This is a genomic window from Streptomyces sp. NPDC005784 (assembly GCF_042871525.1).
Taxonomy (GTDB): domain Bacteria; phylum Actinomycetota; class Actinomycetes; order Streptomycetales; family Streptomycetaceae; genus Streptomyces.
The window spans coordinates 202,320-224,769 of record NZ_JBIAIQ010000007.1 but is presented as its reverse complement, the minus strand read 5'-3'; the positions used below and the strand labels follow the sequence as shown (position 1 = coordinate 224,769).

The following is a 22,450-nucleotide window of genomic DNA, read 5'->3' as shown; positions in this document are numbered from 1 at the left end:
CGCGGTACGGCGCACCCCGCGTCTGCGGCAGGACGCGCGCCGGCCCCCCGCCTCTGGGGCGTGATCCGAACAACTGCCCCTAGGGCAGCGTCTGTTCGGTCCAGATCGTCTTGCCCTGCGCGGAGTAGCGGATGCCCCAGTTGTGGCTCATCTGCGAGCAGATGAACAGGCCGCGCCCGCCTTCGTCGACCGTGCGGGCGTGGCGCAGGCGCGGCGCCGCACCGCCGGCGTCGCTGACCTCGCAGGTGAGCGTCGAGTCCTTGATGAGGCGCAACCGGATCGGTGGCGCTCCGTACCGCACGGCGTTGGTCACCAGCTCGCTGACGATCAACTCGGTGGCGAACGCGGTCTCCTCGCTCACGCGCCACAGTCCGAGCCGCTCCCGGGCGTGGTGCCGTGCTGCCGCGGCCGCCGTGGGCACGGAGTCCAGGGCCCAGGTGGCGACCTGATCCGGCGGAAAGGCGCGGGTGCGGGCCAGCAGCAGAAGGACATCGTGATGGCCCGACGTGTCGCGCAACCTGTAGAGAATGTCGTCCCGCACGTCCCGCAGCGGGCGGTCCAGCCGGGTCAGGGCTTCGCGCAGCGGGTTCGACCGGTCTCCGTCCGGACTTCCGGTGGCCGGGAACGATGTGCTGCGCAGTGCGAGAACGCTGCCGTCCCGCATGGGGACGGAGGCGGTGGCGAAGGGAGGTCCGGCCCGGTTGCCCAGGAGAGGACCCGTCGGGATCTCCGGGACGTGCACCACACCGCCGGGGTGAGCGACGACGGGCGCGGGATGACCTGCGGCGGCCATGACACAGACCCCATGGAGCGGGTCGTGGACCGCGTAGACACAGCTGGCCCTGAGCGGCTGTTGGTGCAGTGGATCGCCTGGCGGCAGGGCCGCCCGCTCGTGGGCGAGCCGTACGACCGCGTCGTTGAGGCGGGCGAGCAGTTCGTCGGGTTCCAGGTCGAGCGCGGCAAGCGAATGGATCACCGTCCGGAGCTGGCCCATGGCGGTCGCGGCGTCGATGCCGCTCCCGCTGACCTCCCCGATCGCCAGGGCGGTGCGGGCGCCGGGCAGAGCGAAGGCGTCGTACCAGGTGCCCGCTCCCGCGTCGGCCGGGATGTGCAGCTGCGCGAATTCGATGGCCGTCCGCGAGGGCGGCTCAGGCGGCAGCAGGTGGCGTTGCAAGGCTGCCGCGATCGCGTGCTCGCGGGTGTAGCGGCGGGCGTTCTCGAGGCTGAGCGCGGTGTGCGTGGCCAGTTCATGGGCGACGGCGAGATCGTTCTCGTCGAAGGCGTCGTGCGGCCGTTCGCGATATAGGCTCAGCAGTCCGAGCACGGAGCCCCGCAGCGCCAGCGGGGCGGTGAGCAGCAGGCGGGCGCGGGAGGCCCGGATGGCGCGGGCCCGCTCCGGGTCGGCGTCGAGCCAGGGGGTGCCGCCGTCCAGGGCGACGGCCCGCGGCTTGAGATCGTTGAGCACTTGTGAGTACGGCGTCGGCGACGGCACGGCACGTACGTCGCCGACGGGATGCGCCTGAGCCATGGGGGCGGTTCCCCCGTAGCGGAAGGCCGCGCGCCGCAGCGGGACGTCGCGCCCGAGGGGGCTGAGCGGCGGATCCTCGCCCCGCACCACGGCGTCGACCACTTCGACCACCGCAATGTCGGCGAAGCCGGGCACCAGCGCGTCCACCAGTTCCTGACAGGTCGCGACGACGTCCAGGCTTCGCCCCACCCGCTCGCGCACCGAACCGAGAGCATCCAGACGCCTCTTGGTCCGCATGGACTCCGTGACCTCGGTCATGGAGACGACCGCACCGCGCGCGCTGTTCAGCGGGAACGCCGAGACCTTCGCGAAGCGCTCCGGCGACGAACCGGCCAGTGGGTCGAGCCGTACGACGTGGTCGGTGACGGACGTGCCGTCGGCCAGGACGCCCCGCAGGACGCCTTCGAATTCCTCTGGACGGGAGGGGCGGCACACATCGGCGACCGGGCGGTCGAGAGCCTTGTCCGCCTCGATGCCGCACAACGCGCAGGCCGCCGCGTTGAGGCTGAGAACGCGCAGCGCGGAGTCCAGGACGAAGAACGCCTCATGTGTGTTGGCGCGCAGGATGTCGAACACCGCGGTCCTTGTGCCGCGGGGGGCGGCACCGTTGTCCGCCTCGAAGACGCCCCACGCGACCGCGCCGTCGGAGAGCGGCACCACCTGGACCCGGAGATCGACCGGGTTCCCGTCGACGTCATGGATGACGAGGGGGCCGGATCGGGATTCCGTACCGCCGCCCGAGTCGTCGGTGTCGGAGTCCCTGGCGTCGGAGTTCCCGTTGCCGGAACCCCCGGTGTCGGGCGCGACCATGGCCAGGGCCGCTCGTCCCACGGCGTCGGAGTCCGATCGCAGCCAGATTTCGCGCGCTCTGCGACTCCACCGGACGACGACGCCCGCGCCGTCCACGACCATCAGCGGAGTAGCACCAGTCACCGGAAATCACCCCTGCTGTGCGTCCGGCTGGGCACCCCCGCGTCATGGGACGACTTCGACGGCTGAATCACCGGAGGAGGTCTTCTCGCGAACTATGTCCTTTTTGGTCCATAAAGTCATAATTCTACGGCGCGGCTGGACCGGAGGGCGATGTGACGGGGGCGGCGGGCGCCGGAGGGTGATGCGGCCGGGCGTGGCGGGCGATGTGGCCGGGCGCGGCGGCGATCCTGCGCGTTCGCTCCCGGCGCGACGGCCTGATCGGCGCCCCCGGGCGCCCCGTACGTGCCGGGACTCCCCGTTTCACCTGCCGGGCGGCCGGTCGCCGGCCGGGTGTTCCGGGGCGGGCCGGCCGCTCGGGGGCAGCAGAGATCGCAGTGCCATGTCCGTCAATTGGGCCTCCGTGGCGGCCCGGTCCGGCATCACCGCGCTGCGCAGGGGCCGCCCGGCGAGCAGCGAGATCAGCCACCAGGCGGCGGTGTCCGCGCTGATGTCGTCGCGAATGTCACCGGCGCTCTGGCCGCGGCGCAGCAGGCCTGCCAGGGCCTCGGCGAAGTTCTGGTGGATGTGCCGGGCGGCCTCGCCGAGCGCCGGGTCGTGGGCCAGGGCCGCCGCGTCGGCGAAGAGGAAACCGTGGGCGCCGCGCTGGTGGAAGCGGTCCATGTGGACCGGGTCCAGGAAGGCGGCCAGCACTTCGGGAACGGGGCGCCCGGTGTCGGCGGCCTCGGTCAGGAGCGCGGTGACAGCGGTGGTCACATGGTCGAGAGCCGCCTGGTAGAGGGCGGATTTGGAGCCGAAGTTCTGGAAGACCACCGGTTCCGTGACCCCCACCCGCCGGGCGATGTCGGAGACCTTGCCCCGCTCGTAGCCGGTCTCGGAGAAGACCTCGGTGGCCGCAGCCAGGATCGAGGCGCGCCGCTCGGCGGCGGGCATCCGGGTGCGGGTACGGGCCTTGCCCTGGTGGGCGGGGGTCTTCTCGGTGTCGGTCACGCACGCCATCGTAGGCCCCTTGCGGGTTTTCTTAGTCGAGACTAAGTTAGGGCTGTACTTAGTCGTCGCTAAGTTAAGGAGTGTGGCCGGTATGTCCATCGGGCGTCTCATGCAAGGAAAACCGCACGCGGACACCCCGGGGGTGACCATCGGTGCCCCGCGTGCCTACGAACTGTGCGGTGCGTTCTGTTTCGCGGGCCGGCGGAACCGTGCCTTCTCCCGGCTCGCCGCGCTGAGCGGGGCCGAGACCGGGGACCGGGTGCTGGACGTGGGCTGCGGCACCGGGTATCTGACGCGGCGCGTGGCCGTCGCCGTCGGACCGGAGGGAACGGTGACAGGCGTGGACCCGTCGCCCTCGGTGCTCGCCTACGCGCGGCGCAGGAACAGGGCCGGACAGGGCGCCACGTGCACCTACCGGGAAGGAGTCGCGGAGGCCCTCGACCTCCCGGACGGGACGTTCGACACCGTCGTCACCAGCTTGATGCTGCACCACCTGCCGGAAGAACTCCGGCCGACGGCCCTCAAGGAGATGTGGCGCGTCCTGCGGCCCGGCGGCCGCCTGCTGGTCGTCGAGTTCCGGCCGCCGAAGAGCACCGTCGGGCGCCATCTGGTGCACGGCGGCCTGGGCCACGCCATGTCCCACAACCGGACCGACCTGCTGGACGATTTCATCACCGGCGCGGGCTTCGAGATCCGGGGGAGCGGCGACGTCCGCCCGTGGCTGACGTACGTCCAGGGCGTCCGTCCGATGTCCAAGGAGCCTGCGGAAAAGCCGAGTTAGGACCGCCGGGCGGCGGCACCGGCCGCCGCCCCGAACGCCCCGGCCGCGTGAACTCCCGCACACCGCCGGGGCGGACGACGGCGGCCCGCGTGAACTCCCGCACACCGCCGGGGCGGAGGACAACGGCCGCTACTCGCGGGCCATGTCCGATTCGGCGGAACTCGCCGCGGACTCCGCGCCGTCGACCATCTTCTGCAGATGGGCGAGGTCCGTGGAGGCCGGGCCGGGGGAGGCGGGGGCGTTCGTGGTGTCGGTGGGGCCGCCGCACGCGGTCAGGAGCAGCGCGGTCGTGGCGACGGCCAGGGCCAAGTGCCGGGCGCGCATCAGGAGTTCGCTCCGTCCCCGTGGCTCGTGCACCACTTCTGTACGTCCGCCAGATCCTTCTGGCGGCCTTCCAGGGTCGGCACGAGCGAGCGCCGGAAGGTGAGCCTGTCGTTGAGATAGGTCTCGATCTGCGTGTGCCCGGCGGACTTGGCGTTGGCCACCCGCTGTTCCAGACGGGCGATGGAACCGCGCTGCGAGGCGTCCCCGTTCAAGCGTTCGAGGATGCGGTCGATCCGCTGGTCGATCTTCGGCGCGCGCTTGCAGAGCGCCTTCGCGCCGTCACCCGTCGGCGCGCCCGACGGGTGAGTCCCGGTGCCGTCGGCCGACGCGGCGCCCGCGGTGCCGAGCAGCGCCCCCACCGCCATCAGTGAGACGACGGTCGTCCTGGTCCTCGATGCCGCCGGCATCCGCGTCCTCGACGTACTCGACATGCTGAACTCCTCTTCGTTCCGGGGGCGGTTGCCCGCACGTCCGGAAAGCTAGGAGTCCTCTTTGTGGAATTCTTGTGGCCGGACACCGGCCGTCGTGATCATCCAGTTGCGCTGCGCGGGGAGCGTCGCCGCCGTCCCGGCCCCGCCGCCGAGCAGCGGGAGCAACACCTCGATCCGGGTCCCCGCTCCGGCCGGCGGTTCGAGGACGCGGATACGGCCCCGGTGCAGGTCGATCTGCTGCGCGACCAGGGTGAGTCCGAGGCCCGAACCCGGACTGTCCGGGCGGCGCTCGAACCGTTCGAAGACCTCGGCGCGACGCTCGGGCGCGATACCCGGCCCCTGGTCGTCGACGAACAGCACGGCCTGGTCACCGCTCGCGCGCAGTGTGACGCCGATGTGCGCCGGGCGGCCGTCGGCGCAGCCGCCGTGCACCAGCGCGTTGGTGAGGAGATTGTCCAGGACCGTGCGCAGGCCGGGCTCCCAGCCGTACACCCGCAGCCCCGGCGGACAGTCGCCGACGATGTGCGCGAGCGGATGGCGCCGCCGCTGCTCCCGCACACTCGCCTCGACGACGTCCGCGAGGTCCACCGGACCGAAGGCGTCCGCCTCGACCAGGTCACCGCGACCGAGCTCGCGCAGCATGACCAACAGGCCCAGCAGCCGGGCGTGTTCACGGCGCAGGTCGTCGAGGACCTCGTCGCGGTCGGGAGCGGGAAGCCCCGGATGCTCGGTGAGGATCTCCAGATTGGTCTGCATGCTCATCAGGGGAGTGCGCAGTTCGTGCGCGGCGGCCGAGGCGAAGGAACGGGCGGTGGCGAGCGCCTCCTCGGTCCTCGCGGCCTGTTCGTCGTAGCGGCTCAGCACCGTCTGGAGGGTGTGGGCGAGATCGTCGACCTCGGTGATCCGGGCCGGTGTGTGGTCGAGGCGGGCGGCGCTGGTCCGCGGGTCCAGACCGCTCGCACTGTTACGAAGCCGCCGCAGCGGACGGCTCGCGCGCCCGGCCACCGCCCCGGCCAGCAGCCCGGACAACGGCGCGGCGAGCAGCGCCACCGACACCACGCGCCTGCGCACCAGCCGCAGTTGGGTGTCCGCGGCGGTGTCGGGCGCGAACAGCCAGAGCGTGCCGCGCACTCCGGGCCGGCCACCGGCCACCCGCGTCGACAGAACCCGCCAGGTGTCCCCGCCGGCCCGCAGGGTGACCGGCACCCGCGCGCTCACGGGAAGCGACACCCCCTGCTCCGGCTGCGGGCCGCCCATGAAGGTCCCGCCGGGACCGGTCAGCCGTACTCCGACGTCCAGAGCGGAGGTGAACAGCCTTCGCTCACGGGCCTGTTCGACCGCCGCCGACCGGTCGGCGGCGCTCGCGCGCAGCAGTCCGCGGGCGTCCTTCGCCACGGCCGCCGCGCTCTCCCGCAGGTGCGCGTCCTGCTGGTCGTGCAGATCCGCCGCGACCAGCCGCAGCAGCAGCCAGCCGGTCGCCAGCACCAGTATCGGCACGGTCGCGCCGACGGCGAGCGCGATGCGGGTGGACAGTCTCATCTTCCGGCCTCCGGCCCGTCCTCGCGCAGCACGAAGCCCACTCCTCGTACGGTGTGGATGATCCTGGCGCGGCCCGGTGCCTCCAGCTTGCGCCGCAGATAGCTCACGAACGTGTCCACCGCGTCGGTGCGTACATCGAAGTCGTAGCCCCAGACGCGGTCGAGGAGCTGATCGCGGCTGAGAACGATGCCCGCGTTGCGCGCCAGGACATGAAGCAGCTCGAACTCGCGCCGGGTCAGCTCCAGTTGCCGCCCGTCCAGGCTGACCACGCGGGCCGCTGGATCCAGCGACAGCCCGCCCACCCGTACGGTGTCGGTGTCCCTCGGCGGCCGGCGCCGCAACAGCGCCTGGAGCCGGAGCACCAACTCCTGCAGGGCGAACGGCTTCACCAGGTAGTCGTCACCACCGGCCTGCAGCCCCGCGATCCGGTCACCGGTCTCGTCGAGCGCGGAGAGCATCAGCACGGGTACGTCGTTGTCCTCCTCGCGCAGCGTCCGGCACACGTCGATGCCGCTGAGGTCGGGCATGGAGATGTCCAGCACGATCGCGTCCGGAGGTGTCCGCCGGGCCACGGCCAGCGCGGGCCGGCCGCCGTCGGCGAGATCCACCGTGAAGCCGCCCAGCCGCAGACCGCGTTCGAGTGACCGTCGTATCGCCGCGTCGTCGTCGACGACGAGGACCCGGCCCCGATCTCCGCCCATGACCCACACCCCAGCTCGGAGTAACAGGCCGGTCGGCCGGCCCGTTTCGTCGCCCATGGTGCACCAGCCGCTTCCTCGACGGACTCGCGCGGTCCCGGCCAGGACGCTGCGGGCAGGCACGAATCGGTAACGAAGGACTTTGTGGCGAGTGAGGGCGCGACCTCGCAGCGTAATGTCCCACATGTCCTGGGCCCTCGTGGGGGGCGGCCCGGTGGTGTGGGGAGGGGAGTGTCATGCGTGCCATGACGCGGGCTCGAAGAATGTCCAAAACCGTTCGGGGCCGAGCCGTCGCGCTGATCTGCACCGGGCTCCTGTGCGCGTCGCTGACCGGCTGCGGGAACGACGGCGCGGCGACGGCCGACGCGTCGACGGCCTCCGCGAGCACCCTGGCGTCCAGCCCGCCGACCTCCGCGTCCGCCTCCGCGCCGGAGCCGACGCCCACGGTCAGCGAGGTACCGACACCGACGGAGACGCCGACGGAGGAACCGGCCACGCCGGCGACGTCGGACGAACCGGTGTCGGCCGACAGCTCGGAGGCGTCGGCCCTGTGGGGCAAGGCGTACAGCGGTACCGCGAGCGTCTCCGTCGACATCTACGACTACTGCTCCACCGACGGCTCCCGGCGCCTCGCGGACAGTCGGACTTACTCCATGAACAGCACACTCAACCTGAGCCGGCCCCGGACCGGCGGTGGCGAGACCGAGAGCAACCCGTTCTCGATGCTGTTCGCGGCGGGCAATCCCTCCCAGCCCGGAGCGGTCTCCTTCTGGTCCTCGTCGGTCAGCACGACCTCCGGCCAGGACCTGGCGGGCAACCCCCGGGATCCGAATCTCCTGCTGACCTACTGGAACATCGACTGGTCGGACGGCGAACTGGACGCCAGACTCACGGACCCGCACACCCAGCAGGCTGTCGTCCTGAACCTGCTCAACTGGCCCAGCCTGCTCGTCGCCTGCCGCTCCGACCTCGGCCAGTTGCCCGGCGGCTTCCCGCACGCACTGGCCGCCGGTACCACCTTCGCGGGCCGGCTCGACGGCTCCGGGGCGTCGCTCTCGGCCGAGGGCAGCACCGTCGACGGCGCGGTCGCGTTCCGGTTCAAGTTCGACGGCACCGCCTCGTGACGCCCATCCCGACCCTCTTCCCGACCCCCTTCTCGCGGACAACCGGGACCGGGCAGAAGGAACGCGAGGCGACCGGACCGGGGGAGGCCGGATGACGACACCTGAGCGACTGGACGTCTGGAGCGTGCGGATCGCCGAGTGGGCCGCTCCCGAGGAGACCGGGTTCGCGGCTCAGACCGCTCGCGCGTACGCCGCGGGCGGCGCGCCCCGCCGTAACCTCTTCTCCTCGCCCGGACAGGCACCCGGCGGTATGGGCGGTGGAGCGGTCTCCGTCCTTCCCGTCGTGCTGGACGGGCTGGCCTACGCCGCCGAGGCGCTCAAATCTGCCCTGGGCAGCCCGGAGTTGAACAACCTCCTGTCCGCCACCGGATTACTGGTCGGCTTACGGGCCCAGCGACACGCGGATGCCGCGTCCCGGCGACCGGGTGAGGACGGCACGGGCGCAGCCGAGCATCCCGCGGCGACCGGGGAGGGCGCGCCACCGCCACCGTCGCAGTCGCCGCCCCGGGCCGCGCGGGACGCAGAGGACGACGGGGACAGCGAAGACGTTTCAGGAGCCGTCGTACCCTCGGACGGCATGGGCGGCGCAGGCGGCGCGGACTCCGGATCGGCCGTGCCGACGCTGGAGGTCGTGCGAGCAGCTCTGCGCATGAGCGGGCGGCTCCGGGCCCGGGGGATCGCCCCGGCCGAAGCCGACGAACTGGCGGCACGGCTCACCGCCAGGCTGGTCACCGAGGACGATCCGGCGGAGGCGGCGTCCTTCCTCGACGCGCTGGTCGGTGACGAGCCGCCGCCGCCCCTGCGTGGGCCGGGCCCTTGGTGCGGGAAACTGCGCCGACTGCGTTCGGTGGCGTCGGGTCTGCTGTCCCGCGGCGGCAGCTCCCGCACGACGAGCCACGGGCCGTCGGCCGGTCCCGAGGGGACGAACCAGGGATGAGTACGGCGTCGACCGCACCGGTCCGCCGATCGTCCCGGGGCCTTGGCCACCGCCGTACGGTGTCATGAGGAGGCCGCCGCTCCGCCCCGCCTCCTCGTGGGGACCACCGCCCTGGCTGTGGCTGACCCTGGTGCTGTTCCTCGTCCAGCTCCCGACACTGATCGGACACGCTCTCGGAGTGGGCCCGGGCCTCGGCCAGTTCGGGGAGGCCGGACGTGGCCGCTTCGTCACGGCGGTGCTCATCGTGGTCCAGCTCCTGCCCCTGTTCTTCCTGCTCGCCGCGGTCCTCGCGCTCCTCGCCCCACGGGCACGCTGCCGTGTCGTCGAGCGCCGCTACGGACTCCTGGCGCCCGACGACCCGCTGATGGCGCCCCCGGTGCCGGCACCCGGGAATCCCGGCGAGCCCGCCGAACCGCACTTCTCCGTCGCGATGTCGGCGTTCGTCGACGAGCACGCACCGGGCACCCGGCTACGCCTGAGCACCCAGGACGGACTCTCCGCCCGCGTCTATCCGGGCAGTTGGCGCACCACCCGGATCGGTGTCTTCGCTCCGCTCGTCCATCTGTGGCAGACGGACGTCGAGGCGGCCCGCGCGGTGCTCCTGCACGAACTCGGCCATCTCCGTCAGGGCGAGCAGCACGTCACCGGACTCGGCAGCCCCTTCACCGCCCTGGTCCGCGTCTGGCCGTACGTCCTCGCGGCCTTCGTCGTCCTGCCGGTCACCCTGCTGTTCGCCACGGGCAACGCGACCGCCCGCCTGACGCTCGCCGAGGTCGTACTGGTCCTCTTCAGCGTGCCGAAGGTGCTGCTCCTCGTGGTCGCCGCGCTCTGGTCGGCGGAGCTCGGCGCGGACCGCTTCGCGGCTCGGACCGCGGGTGCCGACACCGTCGTACGAGCCCTGCATCGCCTGGAGAAGGGCGATCACGGGGGCCTCGCTCGGCTCTACCACCCGCCGGTCAGGATGCGGATCCGGTGCGTGTCGGGGGCCGAGACCACCAGGGTGCAGTTGCTGCTGACGCTGCTGTGGCCGCTCGCCCTGTTCGCCCAGTTGCTGCTGACGACCCTGGGGGCGGTTCCCGCGTACGCGCTGCTGGGCGCGTCGAGCGACCGCGCCGTCAGGCAGGTCCTCGCGCTGGCCCATGAGTCGCTGACGGCGCAGCCCGCCTGGTGGGCGACGCTCGCCGTCGCGGTGGTCTGGCCGCTGGTCACGGGCGGGCGACCCGCGCGGCGGGACCCGTCGGCGACGGCCCGGTCCACGAGGGCGTACGCGGTCGCGGTCCTGTTTCCGGCGGTTCTCCTGCTCCTCGGGCTGCTGCCTCTCGTCTCTCGCCCTCCCGGCGGCGTCTTCGCCGACGCCCCGGCCGGTCCGACCGCCCCGGCCGCACGGGCGCCGAGCGGCGGCGGTCCTGGTGCCGGGGGTGGGGCCGGGGGTGGCGCCACGACGACGGCGTGCCCCAGCCGTGCGGCACCGCGCGATCCGACCCGCCCGCCGGGGCTTTTGACGTTCACGCCCGGAAAACCGTCGCCGTCCGGCGACAGCGAACCGGACCGGCCGCCGGGACGACGCACCTTCCGCACACTCGACGTCACCTCCGCCGCGCCCCTCTCGGGAACCCGTACCCAGGCACAGGAAGTGGGCGATCGCCTGCGCGGCGCCCGCTGGACGCTGCACGACGACGGCACACTGACGGCCGACCTGGCGGAACTCCCCGTCCTGCGCACCACGTCCGTCGACGCCACGACACGCCTGCTGACCGGGGAGCGCACGGAACGCACCGACGTCAGCGCGACCACGACGTGGATGGAGGCCCGCCTTGTCGCCGGCGCGGGCCGGACGGCCCGGCTGGACCTCATCAGGGCCGCGACCCGGGACATGCGGGTCGTGGTCGACTGCAGGGAGTTCACCTCCACGTCGAGCACCGCCCAGTGCCTGTCGTTGAGCCTGGGCGGCTAGGACTGTCGTTCGGATCAGCGGCCCCTGGTCGTCCGGCCCCTGGTGATCCGTACCTGCCCCGTCACCGTCATGTCACAGCCCTGTGCGCACGTGAACCAGGAAAGCCGCTCGGCGATCTGTAGCGACGAGTGCCGGTGAGCGACCGGCGCCTGAACATCTCAATCGGGGGACTTCATGCAGTACGGGATGCACTTCGGGTCGCGTGTCCGCGGAGCCGCTCTGGCAATGGCGACCATGTCGGCGGCCACGCTTCTCATGACCGCGTGCCAGCCGGGCGCGGACGCCGCCGGCTCCTCCTCTTCGCCGTCGGGCAAGGCGGCCGGGCCGACGACCTCGTCCGCCGGCTCACCGACGCCCGCCACGTCGTCCGGCGGGACGGGAGCCTCGGCCGAGCCCGCGGGCGACTCCACCCCCAAGGCCCCGGTTTCGGCGTCCGTCACAGCGACCCCCGCGACGAAGACGAAGACATGTGCCGGGGAGTCGCTGAAGGCGTTCATGTACCAGGCCGATGTACGGCCCAAGGGCACCGGAACCGGCGCGGCGATCGTCGAGTTCACCAACATGTCCGGAGCGTCGTGCGCCGTCCAGGGGTATCCGACCGCGGCGGGAGCGGCCAACGGCTCCCCCGAGAAGAACCACCCGCTGGCCGTGACCCCGACGGGCTCCACGTCCAAGGTGCTGCTCGCACCCGGCGCGAAGGCATGGGTCAAGCTGACGTTCGTCCAGGTCCAGGGCGAGGGTGACGGCTACTGCGTGTCCGGGGCAACGCCGGTCACCTACCCGACTCTGGTGGTGGCTCTCCCCTCCGGAGGCGCGCACCAACTCGCCCTGGAAGACGGTGTGTTGGCAGAGTGCGACAACACGGCTACGGTCACCGCCGTCACGGCGACGAAGCCTTCCTGACCAGCACCAGCACCAGCACCAGCACCAGCACCGGGATCGGCACCGGGATCGGCACGGGAATCGGCATCGAGCTCGGCGCCGATCCCGGTGCTGGCGGGCGCCGCGCGGGTGGGTGGCAGAGAGCGGCGTCCGGAGAGGCCGTCCATAGGCTGCCGGAACCGGGCGGCGCCCCTCACGGCCCTGCGGTTGGGGACCGGAAGCATCGACCCGGGCCGGACCTACGGCACGGGCTCAGCCTGGACCTATGGCACAGGCAGGCTCGTACCGGCGGGCATGGGCCCGGCTCGGACCAGCGGAAACGGCCGGAGACGGTCAGGCCGAGCCGGTCCTCACCGCGGTGACCGCCACCGCCGCACAGGGCATGGTGAAGCGGCCTCCCATCGCGTCGATGGCGGCGCCCACCTCCTCCAGCACGGATGCCAGCGCGTTCGCGGGGAGCCGGGTCAGGGCGCCCTGGGTCGGCATCACGTCGAGCCACGCGTCTCGGGTGTAGGACCACTCCCAGGGGAAGGTCCATTCCTCCGGTTCGTCGAATCCGCCCGCCTCGCGGATCCCGTCGGCTGCCTTGGCGAGCATCGGCCGGTAGACGTCGACGGCCTGTCTCGTCATCGCCCGGAAGTCGATCGGGGAGTCGGGCATCGCCCGCCGGCAGGCCGCGGCGTAGGCATCCGCCACCTCGGGCGGCAACTGGAACACATGCCAGAACGCGGCGAACCGGCCGGTCGGCCGCGGTACCCGCTTCGCCACAGCGGCTCCCGCGACCGGATCGACCCAGTGCCAGGACTGGGCGGCGACGACGGTGTCGAACCCCCGCCCGGCCGGATCCCAGGCCTCGAACGTCGCCACCTCGACCTCGGTGCCGAGCCGCCGTGCGACATCGGCCATCCGCGCGTCGGGATCGACCCCGAGCACCGTGCGGCCCGCGGCCTGGAACTGCCGGGCCGCGATCCCTGTGCCACAGCCGACATCCAGGAGGTCGGGGCCGGGGCTGCCGGAGACGATCCGCTCCACCAGGGCCTCTGGGCCCCCGGGCCCCTGGCCGCGGGGCCTGCGGCGTGTCGTGCACCGCATGTCGGCCTGATGCCTGCGGCGTGTCGCATGCCGCGTCCGGGGCCCGGGAATGCGGACGCCGAGTGCGCTGTTACAGCTCACGTAACTGATTGGCATGCGCGACTCAAACCTCGCGCGTGGTGGGTGAAGGAGGACCTCATGGCACGCAGCAGCGCGCGCCCCGTCGTCACGCTGAAGTCGACGGCCGGGACCGGCGTCACGTACGTGACGCGCAAGAACCGTGGGAACGACCCCGACCGGCTCGTCCTGCGCAAGTACGACCCGCTGGCGGGAAAGCACGTCGCGTTCCGGGAGGAGCGCTGACCACACGCCGGGCACTGCCGGCAGACGTACCCGGCGTATCCGCAGACGTACCTGCCGTAACCGAGGAGGGAACCGCATGAGGCCCGACATTCACCCCGAAACGCGTTCGGTCGTCTTCCGGGACCGTGCCGCCGGTGTCGCCTTTCTGACGCGATCCACCGCGCACTCGACCAGGACGATCGAGTGGGAGGACGGCGCCGTCCATCCCCTCATCGACGTCGAGATCTCGTCGGCGAGTCACCCGTTCTACACCGGGACCAAGCGGGTCCTGGACACCGCCGGCCGGGTGGAGCGCTTCGAGCGCCGCTACGGCCGCACGGCGTCGAACCGGCACTGAACGCCGGAGCGCGCCGAGTTCGGCAGGAGGAGAACAGAGCCATGAAGGTACGCAACTCACTGCGCTCACTGAAGACCAAGCCCGGGGCCCAGGTGGTCCGTAGGCGCGGTGTGGTCTTCGTCGTGAACAAGAAGAACCCGCGCCTCAAGGCCCGCCAGGGCTGACGGCGTATCAGGTGAAGGACATTCGGTCCGGCCGGCGCACCGCGCGTCGGCCGGACCGGTCGCGTGTACGGCCGCCCCGCTGATTGTCCGCGACCGCACCGGGTGCGGCGTGCGGGAGCGAACGGTCCGACAGGACGCGGACCACCGGCGCTCCTATGCTGGAACGGTACGGCTTCGAGGCCAGTTGTCAGACGTGAGTTGTCTGACGTCGGTTGTCAGAGGCCTGTTGTCCGAGGCGAGGCAGTGACCCGCGACCCGCGACGCTTCGCGCTGGACCCACATCCGGTACGCACATGCCGTACCCGCGTCACGTACCCGCTGTCGCCTCGTACGCACGCGGGGGTAGTGCTCGTCAGCTGGGAGTCGGCCCATGAGGCATTCGTCCAGGCGATTGCGCAGGGGCGCCGCCACCGCCATCGTGGTGGGGACGTTCCTGGTACCGGTGGTGGGAGGCACGGCCTTCGCTGCCCCCGCGTCCGTACCCATAGCTGCCACAGCAACCGAACCGCCGTCACCGTCCGGCACGTCGAACGGGTTCCAGAACCTCACTCCGGCCGTGAGGCAACAACTCGACGACGCCGTACAGAAGATCATGCGCGAGGCGAACGTGCCCGGCGTGACCGTCGGGCTGTGGACGCCCCACCAGGGCAGCTATGTGCGCTCGTTCGGGCTCGCCGACAAGAGCAGTGGTCAACAGATGTCGCCAGATCTGTACATGCGCATGGGCAGTGAGACCAAGACCTTCACCGTCACGGCCCTGCTGCAACTGGTCGACCAGGGCGAGGTCGGTCTCGACGACACGATCGACCAGTACATCGGCGGTGTACCCAACGGCGACAAGATCACCCTGCGTGAACTCGCCGGGATGCGCAGCGGGCTCTTCAACTACTCCATGGACCCGGACTTCTTCACGGCGCTGACGTCCAACCCGCGTCGGCCGTTCACTCCTCAGGAACTGCTCGGGTACTCCTTCAAGCACCCCGTACTGTTCCCGCCGGGGGAGAAGTTCTACTACTGCAACACCAATCTCATCCTGCTCGGGCTGGTGGTCGAGAAGATCAGCGGCACTCCGCTCGGACAGTACATCCAGCGGAACATCCTGACGCCCGCCGGCCTCAACCACACCAACTTCCCCGTCGGCGCCGCCTTCCCGAGCCCGCACGCGCAGGGCTATACGGACCAGACCGCGAGCGGCAATGTCGAGGAATCGACCAACTGGGATCCCTCCTGGGCCTGGGCGGCCGGTGCGATGATCTCCGATCTGAGTGATCTGCGGGCCTGGGCACGTACGGTCGCCACGGGTGTCTTCCCCGACGGCAGGACCATGATCAGCCCCGCCACCCAGAAGCAGCGGCTCACCACGCCCCCGACTCCCATCCCGGGCGCGGGCTACGGCCTCGGCATCTTCGACGTCCAGGGATGGGTCGGGCACAACGGCTCCCTGCCGGGCTACGAGTCGCTGACCGTCTATTTCCCTCCGGCGCACGCGACCCTGGTCGTGCTGCTGAACACCGACATCAACTACAAGGGCTCGGAGCCCAGCACCCTTTTCGGAGACGCGATCACCAAGATCGTCACGCCGCAGCACGTCTTCAACCTGCCCGCGCAGCCCGCGGCTCACTGACGCACCGGTCTGCCGGGAGTTACGATCACGACCGTGACGTGCCCTTCTCCGCGGGCGACCGGATCGGCCGTGGACAGTGGTGCGGTGGATGCGTTGGATCCGATGCGTGACGGTCGCGCCGGGCGAAATACTCCGAAGGGAGCCGTTCGTGACCACGGCCAGGGACTTGTTCATCATCACGATGGACAAGGAGCCGGAACGTCCTGTGGGGCAGGGCGACCTGTCGCTCGCCCTTGCCGGCGCCGAGGTGATCGATCTCGTCGCCGGTGAGGTCATCACACTGGACGGTGACCGGATGGTGCCGGCGAGACAGCCGGCGACGGACGACCGTCTTCTGGGTGAGGCGGCGTCCTCGATCGTGCGGCAGGTCCCGTACGAGCGGGTCGAGGACTGGTTGTGGCGCAGAGGCCGCGACCTGTCGGCGGCCTATCAGAGCGATCTCGAACAGGCGGGCCAGCTCACCCGGCAGCGGCGGGGCCGTCTGCCGTTCGGCGCCAACCGTATGGAGTTGGTGGACTCACCGGCCCGCAGCCGGGCGATGCACCGCTGGGCCGCGGACGAGCCCGTCCTCGCCGCCCTCGCCGCGGTGGTCGGGATCCCCGCCGAGCAGACCGAGGACAGCCCGGCCGTCGAGGACGAGGCGGTGACGACGGTCCTGGTCGCAGTGCACGACGCGGTGATGGAACTGGAAGCCGTCCGCCAACGCCGGGCCATCGAGAACGCGGCGTTCGCCAACATCTGGCGGGGCGCCTGACAGACCGCGCGGGGCGCCCGGCGGAAACCCGCGCAGGGCGCCCGGCGGAAACCCGCGCGGGGCACCGGACGGAAACCCGCGCGGGGCACCGGACGGAAAAAAAACCGCGCGGGGCGTTTGACGGAAGCCCGCGAGTGGGGCGCGTCCGACGCGGTACGCGCGGCCGGGGCGATGGCACGAGGGCCGCTCCGATCGTACGAGGGACGGGCCCGCCGCTACGAGGGATGGGCCCGCCGCTACGAGGGACGGGCCCGCCGGTACGAGGCCGGGGCGGACGGTACGAAGGCCGGTCGCGAGTCGGTGAGGCGCGGGTTCGGATCGGCGGACGCGCCGTTTCCTCCGCGTGGTGGTCATCCGGAAGCCTCGCGGGCCCGCTCCTCGCTCTCGCGTGCCTCCTGGAGGTGGGCGTCGACGCGTGGCCCCCGCCGGGACAGCCACGAGTCCGTGACGCGCTGAAGCGTCTTCGTCAGAGGGTGCTTGTCCGGTCCCTGCGCGGAGCCCCGCACGGCGGACGCCGCGTCGCGGTACTCGGCCATGTCGGCGAGCGCCGCGTGGGCGAGTTCGGTCGCCTCGCGGTACAGGTCGCGCGACTTGGTCATGGCGTCGAGGGCTTCGGAGTACGAGGCCACCAGGGCGCGCGCGTGGGCGAGTTCCTCTTCGAGGGTCAGCAGATGCCAGTCCTCGCGGAGCGCGGTGAGGACCGCCGCCGCGTCGTCCGGCAGCGGCCAGGGCAGAGCCGCGAACTGTACGACCTTGTCGAGGAGTTCCGTCGGTTCCGAGCCGTCGAGGAAGACACTGCGCACCCTGAAGGCCTGCTCGTCGAACCCGAGCCGGGCGGGTGTGCCGGACAGAATGACGGCCCCGCCACGCGGCACGGACGTCCCGAGGTCGCCGAGCGCCCAGTTGACCGCGTGGAACTGCTCCGGCGTGGCGCGGTGTTCCACGACGCGATGCCGCAGGGCGGGCGGCAGCAGCCGGGTCAGTGGGAGGCGGCCGTCGGCGTCGGGCGTCATGGCCTCGTGCACGACGACGTTGATGCTCCAGCTGTGCCGGGCGGTGTCCTTGAGCAGACGGCGCAGTGCCGCGTCGTCCTTCGGCAGCAGGTTGATGTCCTGGAGCCGCAGCCCGGCCGCGGCGTCACGGTCCCAGGAGAGATCGCTGCGCTCGGGCCAGAGCAGGGCGGCAGGGGAGGGCCATCCGGGATCCCAGGGCTGTTCCGCCTCGGCCGCCAGCGTCCAGCGCCGGTCGCCGTCCACCTGCTCACGTCCGTCGGTGGCGAGGCGCGCCCGCACAGTGACGTCGTCGTCGACGAACCAGCGCGCCTCGAAGACGTGGGCGTCCGGCGTCGAGGCGTTCTCGGTCTCCAGGAAGTCCTGGATGCTTTCGCTGTTCTTGAGTTCCCGCAGGTGCTCCCGGAGAGCCGACTGCGGGGCGGGGCCGGTATGGCGCCCGGCGGCCAGCCAGACAGTTTCCGGGGCGGTGGGACGGTCTGTGGAGGACTTCGGCATGAGTCACTTTGCTGGTGGGGTGCGGTGTGCCTTCCCAGTATGGTCGCCTTTGGCCAAAAGTCGGGAGCCGAGGCCCCTCGGGATCACGGACCTCCGCCATCGGGTGACTATGTGCATTTCGTTGACGAACGGCCGTATTGCGGTCATCGCGAAGAATGCGAGCGGGCCGCCGATCACCGGGACGGCTCGCCTGGATGGTCCGGGCGGCAGGGTTCCCGACGTGCGTGTGCCGGCCGGCGACGGCGAGCGCCCGCCCTGGGGAAGGGCGCGGACCCGCGAGGACGCGGAGCTGGTTGACACTCTTTCAGATACCGTCGCTGGAAACGGTGTTGGCTGTTGCGCCCAGGCACTGAAAGGGCGCACACATTCCTTCCCGCGGTGTAGCTTCTACCCGTCAGTAGGGGCTTGAGCAAGGGTGGATGTGTGGTTGCCTCTCCGCAAACCGAAAAGTTCGCCGCTGGTCTACGGATGCTGAAGGACCGCAGTGGCCGGGGCTACGACCGCCTCGGCAAGGAGGCGGGCGTCAGTGGCTCCAGTCTGCATCGGTACTGCTCCGGCCTCAGCGTTCCGACGGACTACCGGGTGGTGCATTCCTTCGCCAAGGTGTGCGGCGCCAGTACGGAGGAGCTCCGTGAACTCCACCGGCTGTGGGCGATGGCGGACACCGACCGTGACGTACCGACGGCCGTGACCTCGGAGGATGTCCCGGAACCGAACCCGGACGGTCCTGCCGCGCCCGCGCAGGCGAGCCCCGGACCGGACGACGCCATCCCGCCGGAGATCAACCCCGACGAGGCCGAGAAGCCGCGGCGGTTCCGGGTGACCGAGAAGCTGTCGTCCCGTCTCGCGATGCTGGCCGCCGTGGTCGTGGTGGTGCTGGTGGCCGGTTTCGTGTGGATGCCCGCCGATGCCTCGCAGCGGGCCGACGACGGGCTGCTGTACTCCGACGCCTGCAAGTCGGTGAGCATGGGACAGCACGACGAGTGCGTCCGTGAGGTCCAGAGACTGCTGGTGCGGGCCAAGGGCACGCTCGCCGTCGACGGGGACTTCGGGCCGGAGACCCTGCGCAGACTGACCGCGTTCCAGGTGCTGGCGGGTATGCCGGCCAACAACGTGGTCGACGAGCCCACCAAGAAGGCGCTCTACGCGCAGAAGGTGAGCATGGCGACCTGGTCACCGGACAGGGTGGCGAAGCGGATCCGTGAGGTGTTCGTCGAGGATCCCCGCACCGCCGTGGCAATCGCCCACTGCGCCTCGTTCTTCGACCCGCTGTGGACGCTGCCCAACACCAACGGCAGCCGCAACTGGGGCGTGTTCCAGATCTCCGACGCCCGCCTGCGGGAGCTCGACGGCACACCGCTGAGGGCGTTCGACCCGGAGTGGAACATCCAGGCGGCCCACCGGCTGTGGAGCGCCCGGCACGACTTCCACGACTGGCCCTCCTGCGAGGCGGCGCTGAAGGACGATCCGAAGAACTGAAGCCCGGAAGTCCCGGGTACCGCCGCCGCGGTACCCGGGACTTCCGGCTCCGGATCAGCCGGGGCTGTGTCAGACCGTGCCGTCCTCCCACCACCAGTCGCGGCCGAGGTCGGCCCTGCTGTCGACGTGCTGGTGGTCGACGGTGTACGTCTCCAGTCCGGAGAACCCGCAGGTCTCCGCCTTCTGGTAGACGGTCTTGGTGGCCACGCCCGGCACATCGAGATCGGCCGCGGTGCCGTACAGGTGCATGCTGTCGCTGGCCCCGCCGATGTCGGCGTTGTGCGCGATGCTGCGGAAGCCGGAGTTGACCGTGATCGGCTTGTCGCCCAGCTTCTTGCGCAGCGCCTCCAGCTTGTACATGCAGCGGCGGGCGTTCTCCTTCACCTGCGCCGCGCTCAGCTTGCCGCCGTTGAAGTTGCCGGTCGACTGGTCCTCGAACTCACTCCAGTTGAAGTGGGCCGTGGAGCCGTCCGACTGCTCCAGCGCGTTGAGCTTCGCCTGGGTGTTGGGTCCGACGCTGGCGTCGGCGGTGAGACCGTACGCCGCCTGGAATCGCTTCACGGCCGCGGCCGTGCCGGGGCCGAAGTCGCCGTCGACGCCGACCCGGCTCTGGCCGGCGCTGTCCGCCGCCCAGCCCGCGACCCTGATCTGCAGCTCGGTCACGTCGGCGCCGGTGTCGCCCTGGTTCAGTGTGCGCGACCACGAATAGGCCTGTGCGACACCCGAGGACAGAACCTGACCGAACGCGACGCCGGCGCCGACGGCCAGCGTGCCGCGCAGCATCGTGCGGCGGTCGACGGAGCGGCTGCCGAAGGAGCGGCCCTCGGCGGGGCGGAAGAAAGTCATCGTCGTCCTTTCGGAACGGTGGTGCGAAAATCGGAACGTGGTGAGAAAAGAGGGTCAGTAGGCGAGCTGGAACGTCACGTTCTGCGCGTCGATGTCGTAAGGGCGCACGCGCAGAACGAAGTGGGTGCCGTCCTTGACGTCGGTGGCGACGGTCGCCCACTCGGTGCCGTGGGTGGTGTAGGCGTTGCCGTTGTTGCACTTGTCGGTGTGGTCGACGAACACCACACAGGCGTCCAGGTACGCCCCGTCCGGCGTGTTCGCGCTGAGCCGGATGTTGATGTCACCGCACCGCGAGGACGTGGTGTAGGTGCCGTACTCCACGGCGGCCGTCGAGTAGTGGTACGTCAGGGTCTTGGCGCCGCCGTAGCAGCTGACCGCGGCGGCCGAGGGCTGCGCGGAGGCGGGCGCGACGCCCACTCCCAGCAGCGCGGCCGCGGTGAACAGAGCCGAGGCGAACGCCCTGCTTCTGATCATGGTGGTCTCCGTTCGGGTGAGGGGGGTCAGAAGGCGATCAGCGTGGTGGCGGAACTGCCTTCCAGGTCAACGCCGTTGGGCACCGTGAACGTGGTGCCGTCCAGGACGTCGGTTGCGGTGGTGGCCGAGGCGGGCGCCGGAACGGTGAACCCCGGGGCGACGAGGGACGCGCGTGCGAACCGGTCGGCCGTGGGGATCCTCCTCGGTACGGCCGGGATCACCGGTTGGCGAGGCGGTCCAGATCGGCCTGGGTCCCGTTGAACACGTCCCCGGTCGCCGGTGCCTGGATGCCGGGGAAGAGCGCGGCGTCGGTGTACTGCCACATCGTCCAGGTCGTCGAGCCGTTCGGCAGCGGCGGCTGGGTGATCGACGTGCGGTAGTCCGCGAGTTGCAGCGGATACCGTGCGAAGGCGGTGGTCGAACCCAGGCAGTCGTCCAGGAAGGACTTCTGGGTGTAGATGATCGGAACGCGGCCGAAGGCGTTCTCCACCCGGTCGAGCCAGGCCTTGGCGTCGGCCACCGTGCCGTAGGTGGGACAGCGTCCGCTGCCGTCGTCCATGCGCTCCAGATCGAAGATCGGCGGCAGGTCGCCCGCCCGCTGCCCGGTGTAGCCGGTCGCCCGCACCGCGGCGATGAACCGGTCGGCCTGCGCGGCACCCGTGTCGGCCGCCGTACCCGTGTAGAAGTGGTACGGCGAGACGGCCAGCCCCGCAGCCCAGGCCGCCTCGAGATCGGTGGCGAGGTATTCGTCGGTGACGTTCAGGCCCCGGGTGGCCTTGACGGTCGCGAACTCGGCACCCGAGGCCCGTACGGCCTTCCAGTCGATCGGCGCGCCGCCGGGGTGCTGGTACTTCGCCGTGTCCAGGCCGTCGATCGGGTAGCCGGCGGGGTGGGGTGGCGTGCAGTACGTGTTACGACTGGACCAGTCCACCAATTTCGCCCACGTGTTCGGTCCCACCGCGCCGTCGGCACTGAGGTTGGCACAGTTCTGGAGCTCGATGACCCGGTCCTCGGTCCCGCCCCCGAAGTCGCCGTCGATCGTCAGCGGTGGATAGTGGGACGGCTCCATGGCCAGGTTCAGACGGCACTGCAATTCCTTGACTTCAGTGCCCTTCGCGCCCTGTTGCAGCGTCGGGCGCGCGTCGGTATGGCCGCACACGGTCGCCTGCGCCGTGCTCGACGTGCCCTTGGTCGCGCAGGTGTGCGGTTGCGCGGCCCAGGTGTTCAGCGCCGCCCAGGTCTGCGGGCCGAGGACACCGTCCACGCCCAGCCCGGCACACCGCTGGAACTCCTTGACGCGCGTCTCCGTTCCGGCCCCGAACGAGCCGTCCGCCGCGATCGGCGTGTACCGGCTCGGCTTCGTCGCCAGATCGAGTTCGCACTGCGCCTCGACCGTCGCGTCCCCTGTCGATCCCTGCTGCAGCGTGGGCTGTGCGCTCGTGTGCCCACAGACCGCGACCGCAGGGGCTGCGGACCCAGCCGCCTGCACCGCCGCGGGCCCGTACAGGGGCAGCACCGCTGCCACGGCGAGGGTCAGACCCCGCAGAAGCGTCCTTCGTCCCATCTCGTGTTCCCCCTCTGATCAGTGGCCGGGAACCCCGGCCGCTGATCATCCTGGCAGCGGTTGTTCCGAGGCGGATCCTCTTGCTCCGGATCGGGACGCTGGGACAGTCGCACGCCTGTGACCTGCGGGGACGCGTCATCGCTGGGATGGGAATGGGATACGGACGGCGGAGCTGGAGCTCACTGCG

Annotated in this window: 23 protein-coding genes; 11 read left to right on the top strand and 12 right to left on the bottom strand. The window is 71.1% G+C overall.

Going from position 1 to position 22,450, the window contains the following annotated elements; all coding sequences use genetic code 11:
* Positions 1–79: 79 nt before the first annotated feature.
* Positions 80–2,461 (bottom strand): SpoIIE family protein phosphatase, encoded by a 2,382-nt coding sequence (locus ACFYR3_RS15165; RefSeq protein ID WP_389283235.1) that lies wholly within the window; start codon positions 2,459–2,461, stop codon positions 80–82.
* Positions 2,462–2,761: 300 nt separating this feature from the next.
* Complete coding sequence (locus ACFYR3_RS15160; RefSeq protein ID WP_389283233.1) at positions 2,762–3,448, bottom strand: TetR/AcrR family transcriptional regulator; 687 nt, start codon at positions 3,446–3,448, stop codon at positions 2,762–2,764.
* Positions 3,449–3,539: 91 nt separating this feature from the next.
* On the opposite strand from ACFYR3_RS15160, the gene ACFYR3_RS15155 reads away from it, so the two are divergent.
* A complete protein-coding gene (locus tag ACFYR3_RS15155) occupies positions 3,540–4,229 on the top strand; it encodes a class I SAM-dependent methyltransferase (RefSeq protein WP_389283231.1) in 690 nt (229 codons plus the stop codon).
* 129 nt (positions 4,230–4,358) lie between these two features.
* Here the strand turns inward: ACFYR3_RS15155 and ACFYR3_RS15150 are convergent, their stop codons facing one another.
* The 4 genes from ACFYR3_RS15150 to ACFYR3_RS15135 are packed head-to-tail and all read right to left on the bottom strand — an operon-like array spanning position 4,359 to position 7,224.
* Positions 4,359–4,553: a hypothetical protein gene (locus ACFYR3_RS15150; RefSeq protein ID WP_355856934.1), complete on the bottom strand. Its 195-nt coding sequence runs from the start codon at positions 4,551–4,553 to the stop codon at positions 4,359–4,361.
* Positions 4,553–4,984: a hypothetical protein gene (locus tag ACFYR3_RS15145; protein WP_355856931.1), complete on the bottom strand. Its 432-nt coding sequence runs from the start codon at positions 4,982–4,984 to the stop codon at positions 4,553–4,555. Before ACFYR3_RS15145 ends, ACFYR3_RS15150 begins: the two co-directional genes overlap by 1 nt.
* 48 nt (positions 4,985–5,032) lie before the next feature.
* A complete protein-coding gene (locus ACFYR3_RS15140; protein ID WP_355856929.1) occupies positions 5,033–6,523 on the bottom strand; it encodes a HAMP domain-containing sensor histidine kinase in 1,491 nt (496 codons plus the stop codon).
* Positions 6,520–7,224, bottom strand: a complete 705-nt coding sequence (locus ACFYR3_RS15135; RefSeq protein WP_355856926.1) for a response regulator transcription factor — start codon at positions 7,222–7,224, stop codon at positions 6,520–6,522. Before ACFYR3_RS15135 ends, ACFYR3_RS15140 begins: the two co-directional genes overlap by 4 nt.
* Before the next feature lie 260 nt (positions 7,225–7,484).
* On the opposite strand from ACFYR3_RS15135, the gene ACFYR3_RS15130 reads away from it, so the two are divergent.
* From ACFYR3_RS15130 to ACFYR3_RS15115, 4 genes are all read left to right on the top strand, one after another.
* Entirely contained in the window at positions 7,485–8,345 is an 861-nt protein-coding gene (locus ACFYR3_RS15130; protein WP_389283228.1) for a hypothetical protein, read from the top strand.
* 91 nt (positions 8,346–8,436) lie between these two features.
* Positions 8,437–9,282 (top strand): hypothetical protein, encoded by an 846-nt coding sequence (locus ACFYR3_RS15125; RefSeq protein WP_389283226.1) that lies wholly within the window; start codon positions 8,437–8,439, stop codon positions 9,280–9,282.
* 64 nt (positions 9,283–9,346) lie between these two features.
* Positions 9,347–11,236: a M48 family metalloprotease gene (locus ACFYR3_RS15120; protein WP_389283224.1), complete on the top strand. Its 1,890-nt coding sequence runs from the start codon at positions 9,347–9,349 to the stop codon at positions 11,234–11,236.
* Between the two features lie 225 nt (positions 11,237–11,461).
* Positions 11,462–12,139 (top strand): DUF4232 domain-containing protein, encoded by a 678-nt coding sequence (locus ACFYR3_RS15115; RefSeq protein ID WP_389283222.1) that lies wholly within the window; start codon positions 11,462–11,464, stop codon positions 12,137–12,139.
* Positions 12,140–12,451: 312 nt separating this feature from the next.
* On the opposite strand, the gene ACFYR3_RS15110 is transcribed toward ACFYR3_RS15115, so the two are convergent.
* On the bottom strand, positions 12,452–13,210 hold the full coding sequence (locus ACFYR3_RS15110) for a class I SAM-dependent methyltransferase (protein WP_355856908.1): 759 nt from the start codon (positions 13,208–13,210) through the stop codon (positions 12,452–12,454).
* 138 nt (positions 13,211–13,348) lie between these two features.
* Here ACFYR3_RS15110 and rpmG point away from each other — a divergent pair, with 138 nt between their 5' ends.
* The 5 genes from rpmG to ACFYR3_RS15085 all read left to right on the top strand — a co-directional run bounded on the left by rpmG (position 13,349) and on the right by ACFYR3_RS15085 (position 16,392).
* A complete protein-coding gene (gene rpmG / locus ACFYR3_RS15105; RefSeq protein ID WP_355856905.1) occupies positions 13,349–13,513 on the top strand; it encodes a 50S ribosomal protein L33 in 165 nt (54 codons plus the stop codon).
* Between the two features lie 76 nt (positions 13,514–13,589).
* Positions 13,590–13,850, top strand: coding sequence for a type B 50S ribosomal protein L31 (locus ACFYR3_RS15100; RefSeq protein WP_355856903.1), 261 nt, complete (start codon positions 13,590–13,592; stop codon positions 13,848–13,850).
* Positions 13,851–13,891: 41 nt separating this feature from the next.
* Positions 13,892–14,014, top strand: a complete 123-nt coding sequence (gene ykgO, locus ACFYR3_RS15095; RefSeq protein WP_355856900.1) for a type B 50S ribosomal protein L36 — start codon at positions 13,892–13,894, stop codon at positions 14,012–14,014.
* A 370-nt stretch (positions 14,015–14,384) separates the two neighbouring features.
* Positions 14,385–15,638, top strand: a complete 1,254-nt coding sequence (locus ACFYR3_RS15090) for a serine hydrolase domain-containing protein (RefSeq protein WP_389283219.1) — start codon at positions 14,385–14,387, stop codon at positions 15,636–15,638.
* A gap of 148 nt (positions 15,639–15,786) precedes the next feature.
* Positions 15,787–16,392, top strand: a complete 606-nt coding sequence (locus tag ACFYR3_RS15085; protein WP_355856894.1) for a GPP34 family phosphoprotein — start codon at positions 15,787–15,789, stop codon at positions 16,390–16,392.
* A gap of 350 nt (positions 16,393–16,742) precedes the next feature.
* Here ACFYR3_RS15085 and ACFYR3_RS15080 read toward each other — a convergent pair whose 3' ends face one another.
* On the bottom strand, positions 16,743–17,900 hold the full coding sequence (locus ACFYR3_RS15080; RefSeq protein ID WP_355856891.1) for a hypothetical protein: 1,158 nt from the start codon (positions 17,898–17,900) through the stop codon (positions 16,743–16,745).
* A 423-nt stretch (positions 17,901–18,323) separates the two neighbouring features.
* Between ACFYR3_RS15080 and ACFYR3_RS15075 the strand changes: the two genes are divergently transcribed.
* Entirely contained in the window at positions 18,324–19,379 is a 1,056-nt protein-coding gene (locus ACFYR3_RS15075; protein ID WP_389283215.1) for a helix-turn-helix domain-containing protein, read from the top strand.
* Positions 19,380–19,448: 69 nt separating this feature from the next.
* On the opposite strand, the gene ACFYR3_RS15070 is transcribed toward ACFYR3_RS15075, so the two are convergent.
* From ACFYR3_RS15070 to ACFYR3_RS15055, 4 genes are read right to left on the bottom strand one after another with little or no spacing between them, the layout of a single operon-like run.
* Positions 19,449–20,225: a D-Ala-D-Ala carboxypeptidase family metallohydrolase gene (locus ACFYR3_RS15070; protein ID WP_355848993.1), complete on the bottom strand. Its 777-nt coding sequence runs from the start codon at positions 20,223–20,225 to the stop codon at positions 19,449–19,451.
* Between the two features lie 54 nt (positions 20,226–20,279).
* Positions 20,280–20,699, bottom strand: coding sequence for a hypothetical protein (locus ACFYR3_RS15065; protein WP_355848995.1), 420 nt, complete (start codon positions 20,697–20,699; stop codon positions 20,280–20,282).
* A gap of 26 nt (positions 20,700–20,725) precedes the next feature.
* Entirely contained in the window at positions 20,726–20,920 is a 195-nt protein-coding gene (locus tag ACFYR3_RS15060; RefSeq protein WP_355848998.1) for a hypothetical protein, read from the bottom strand.
* Positions 20,917–22,263 (bottom strand): GH25 family lysozyme, encoded by a 1,347-nt coding sequence (locus ACFYR3_RS15055; protein ID WP_389283212.1) that lies wholly within the window; start codon positions 22,261–22,263, stop codon positions 20,917–20,919. Before ACFYR3_RS15055 ends, ACFYR3_RS15060 begins: the two co-directional genes overlap by 4 nt.
* Between the last annotated feature and the right edge of the window lie 187 nt (positions 22,264–22,450).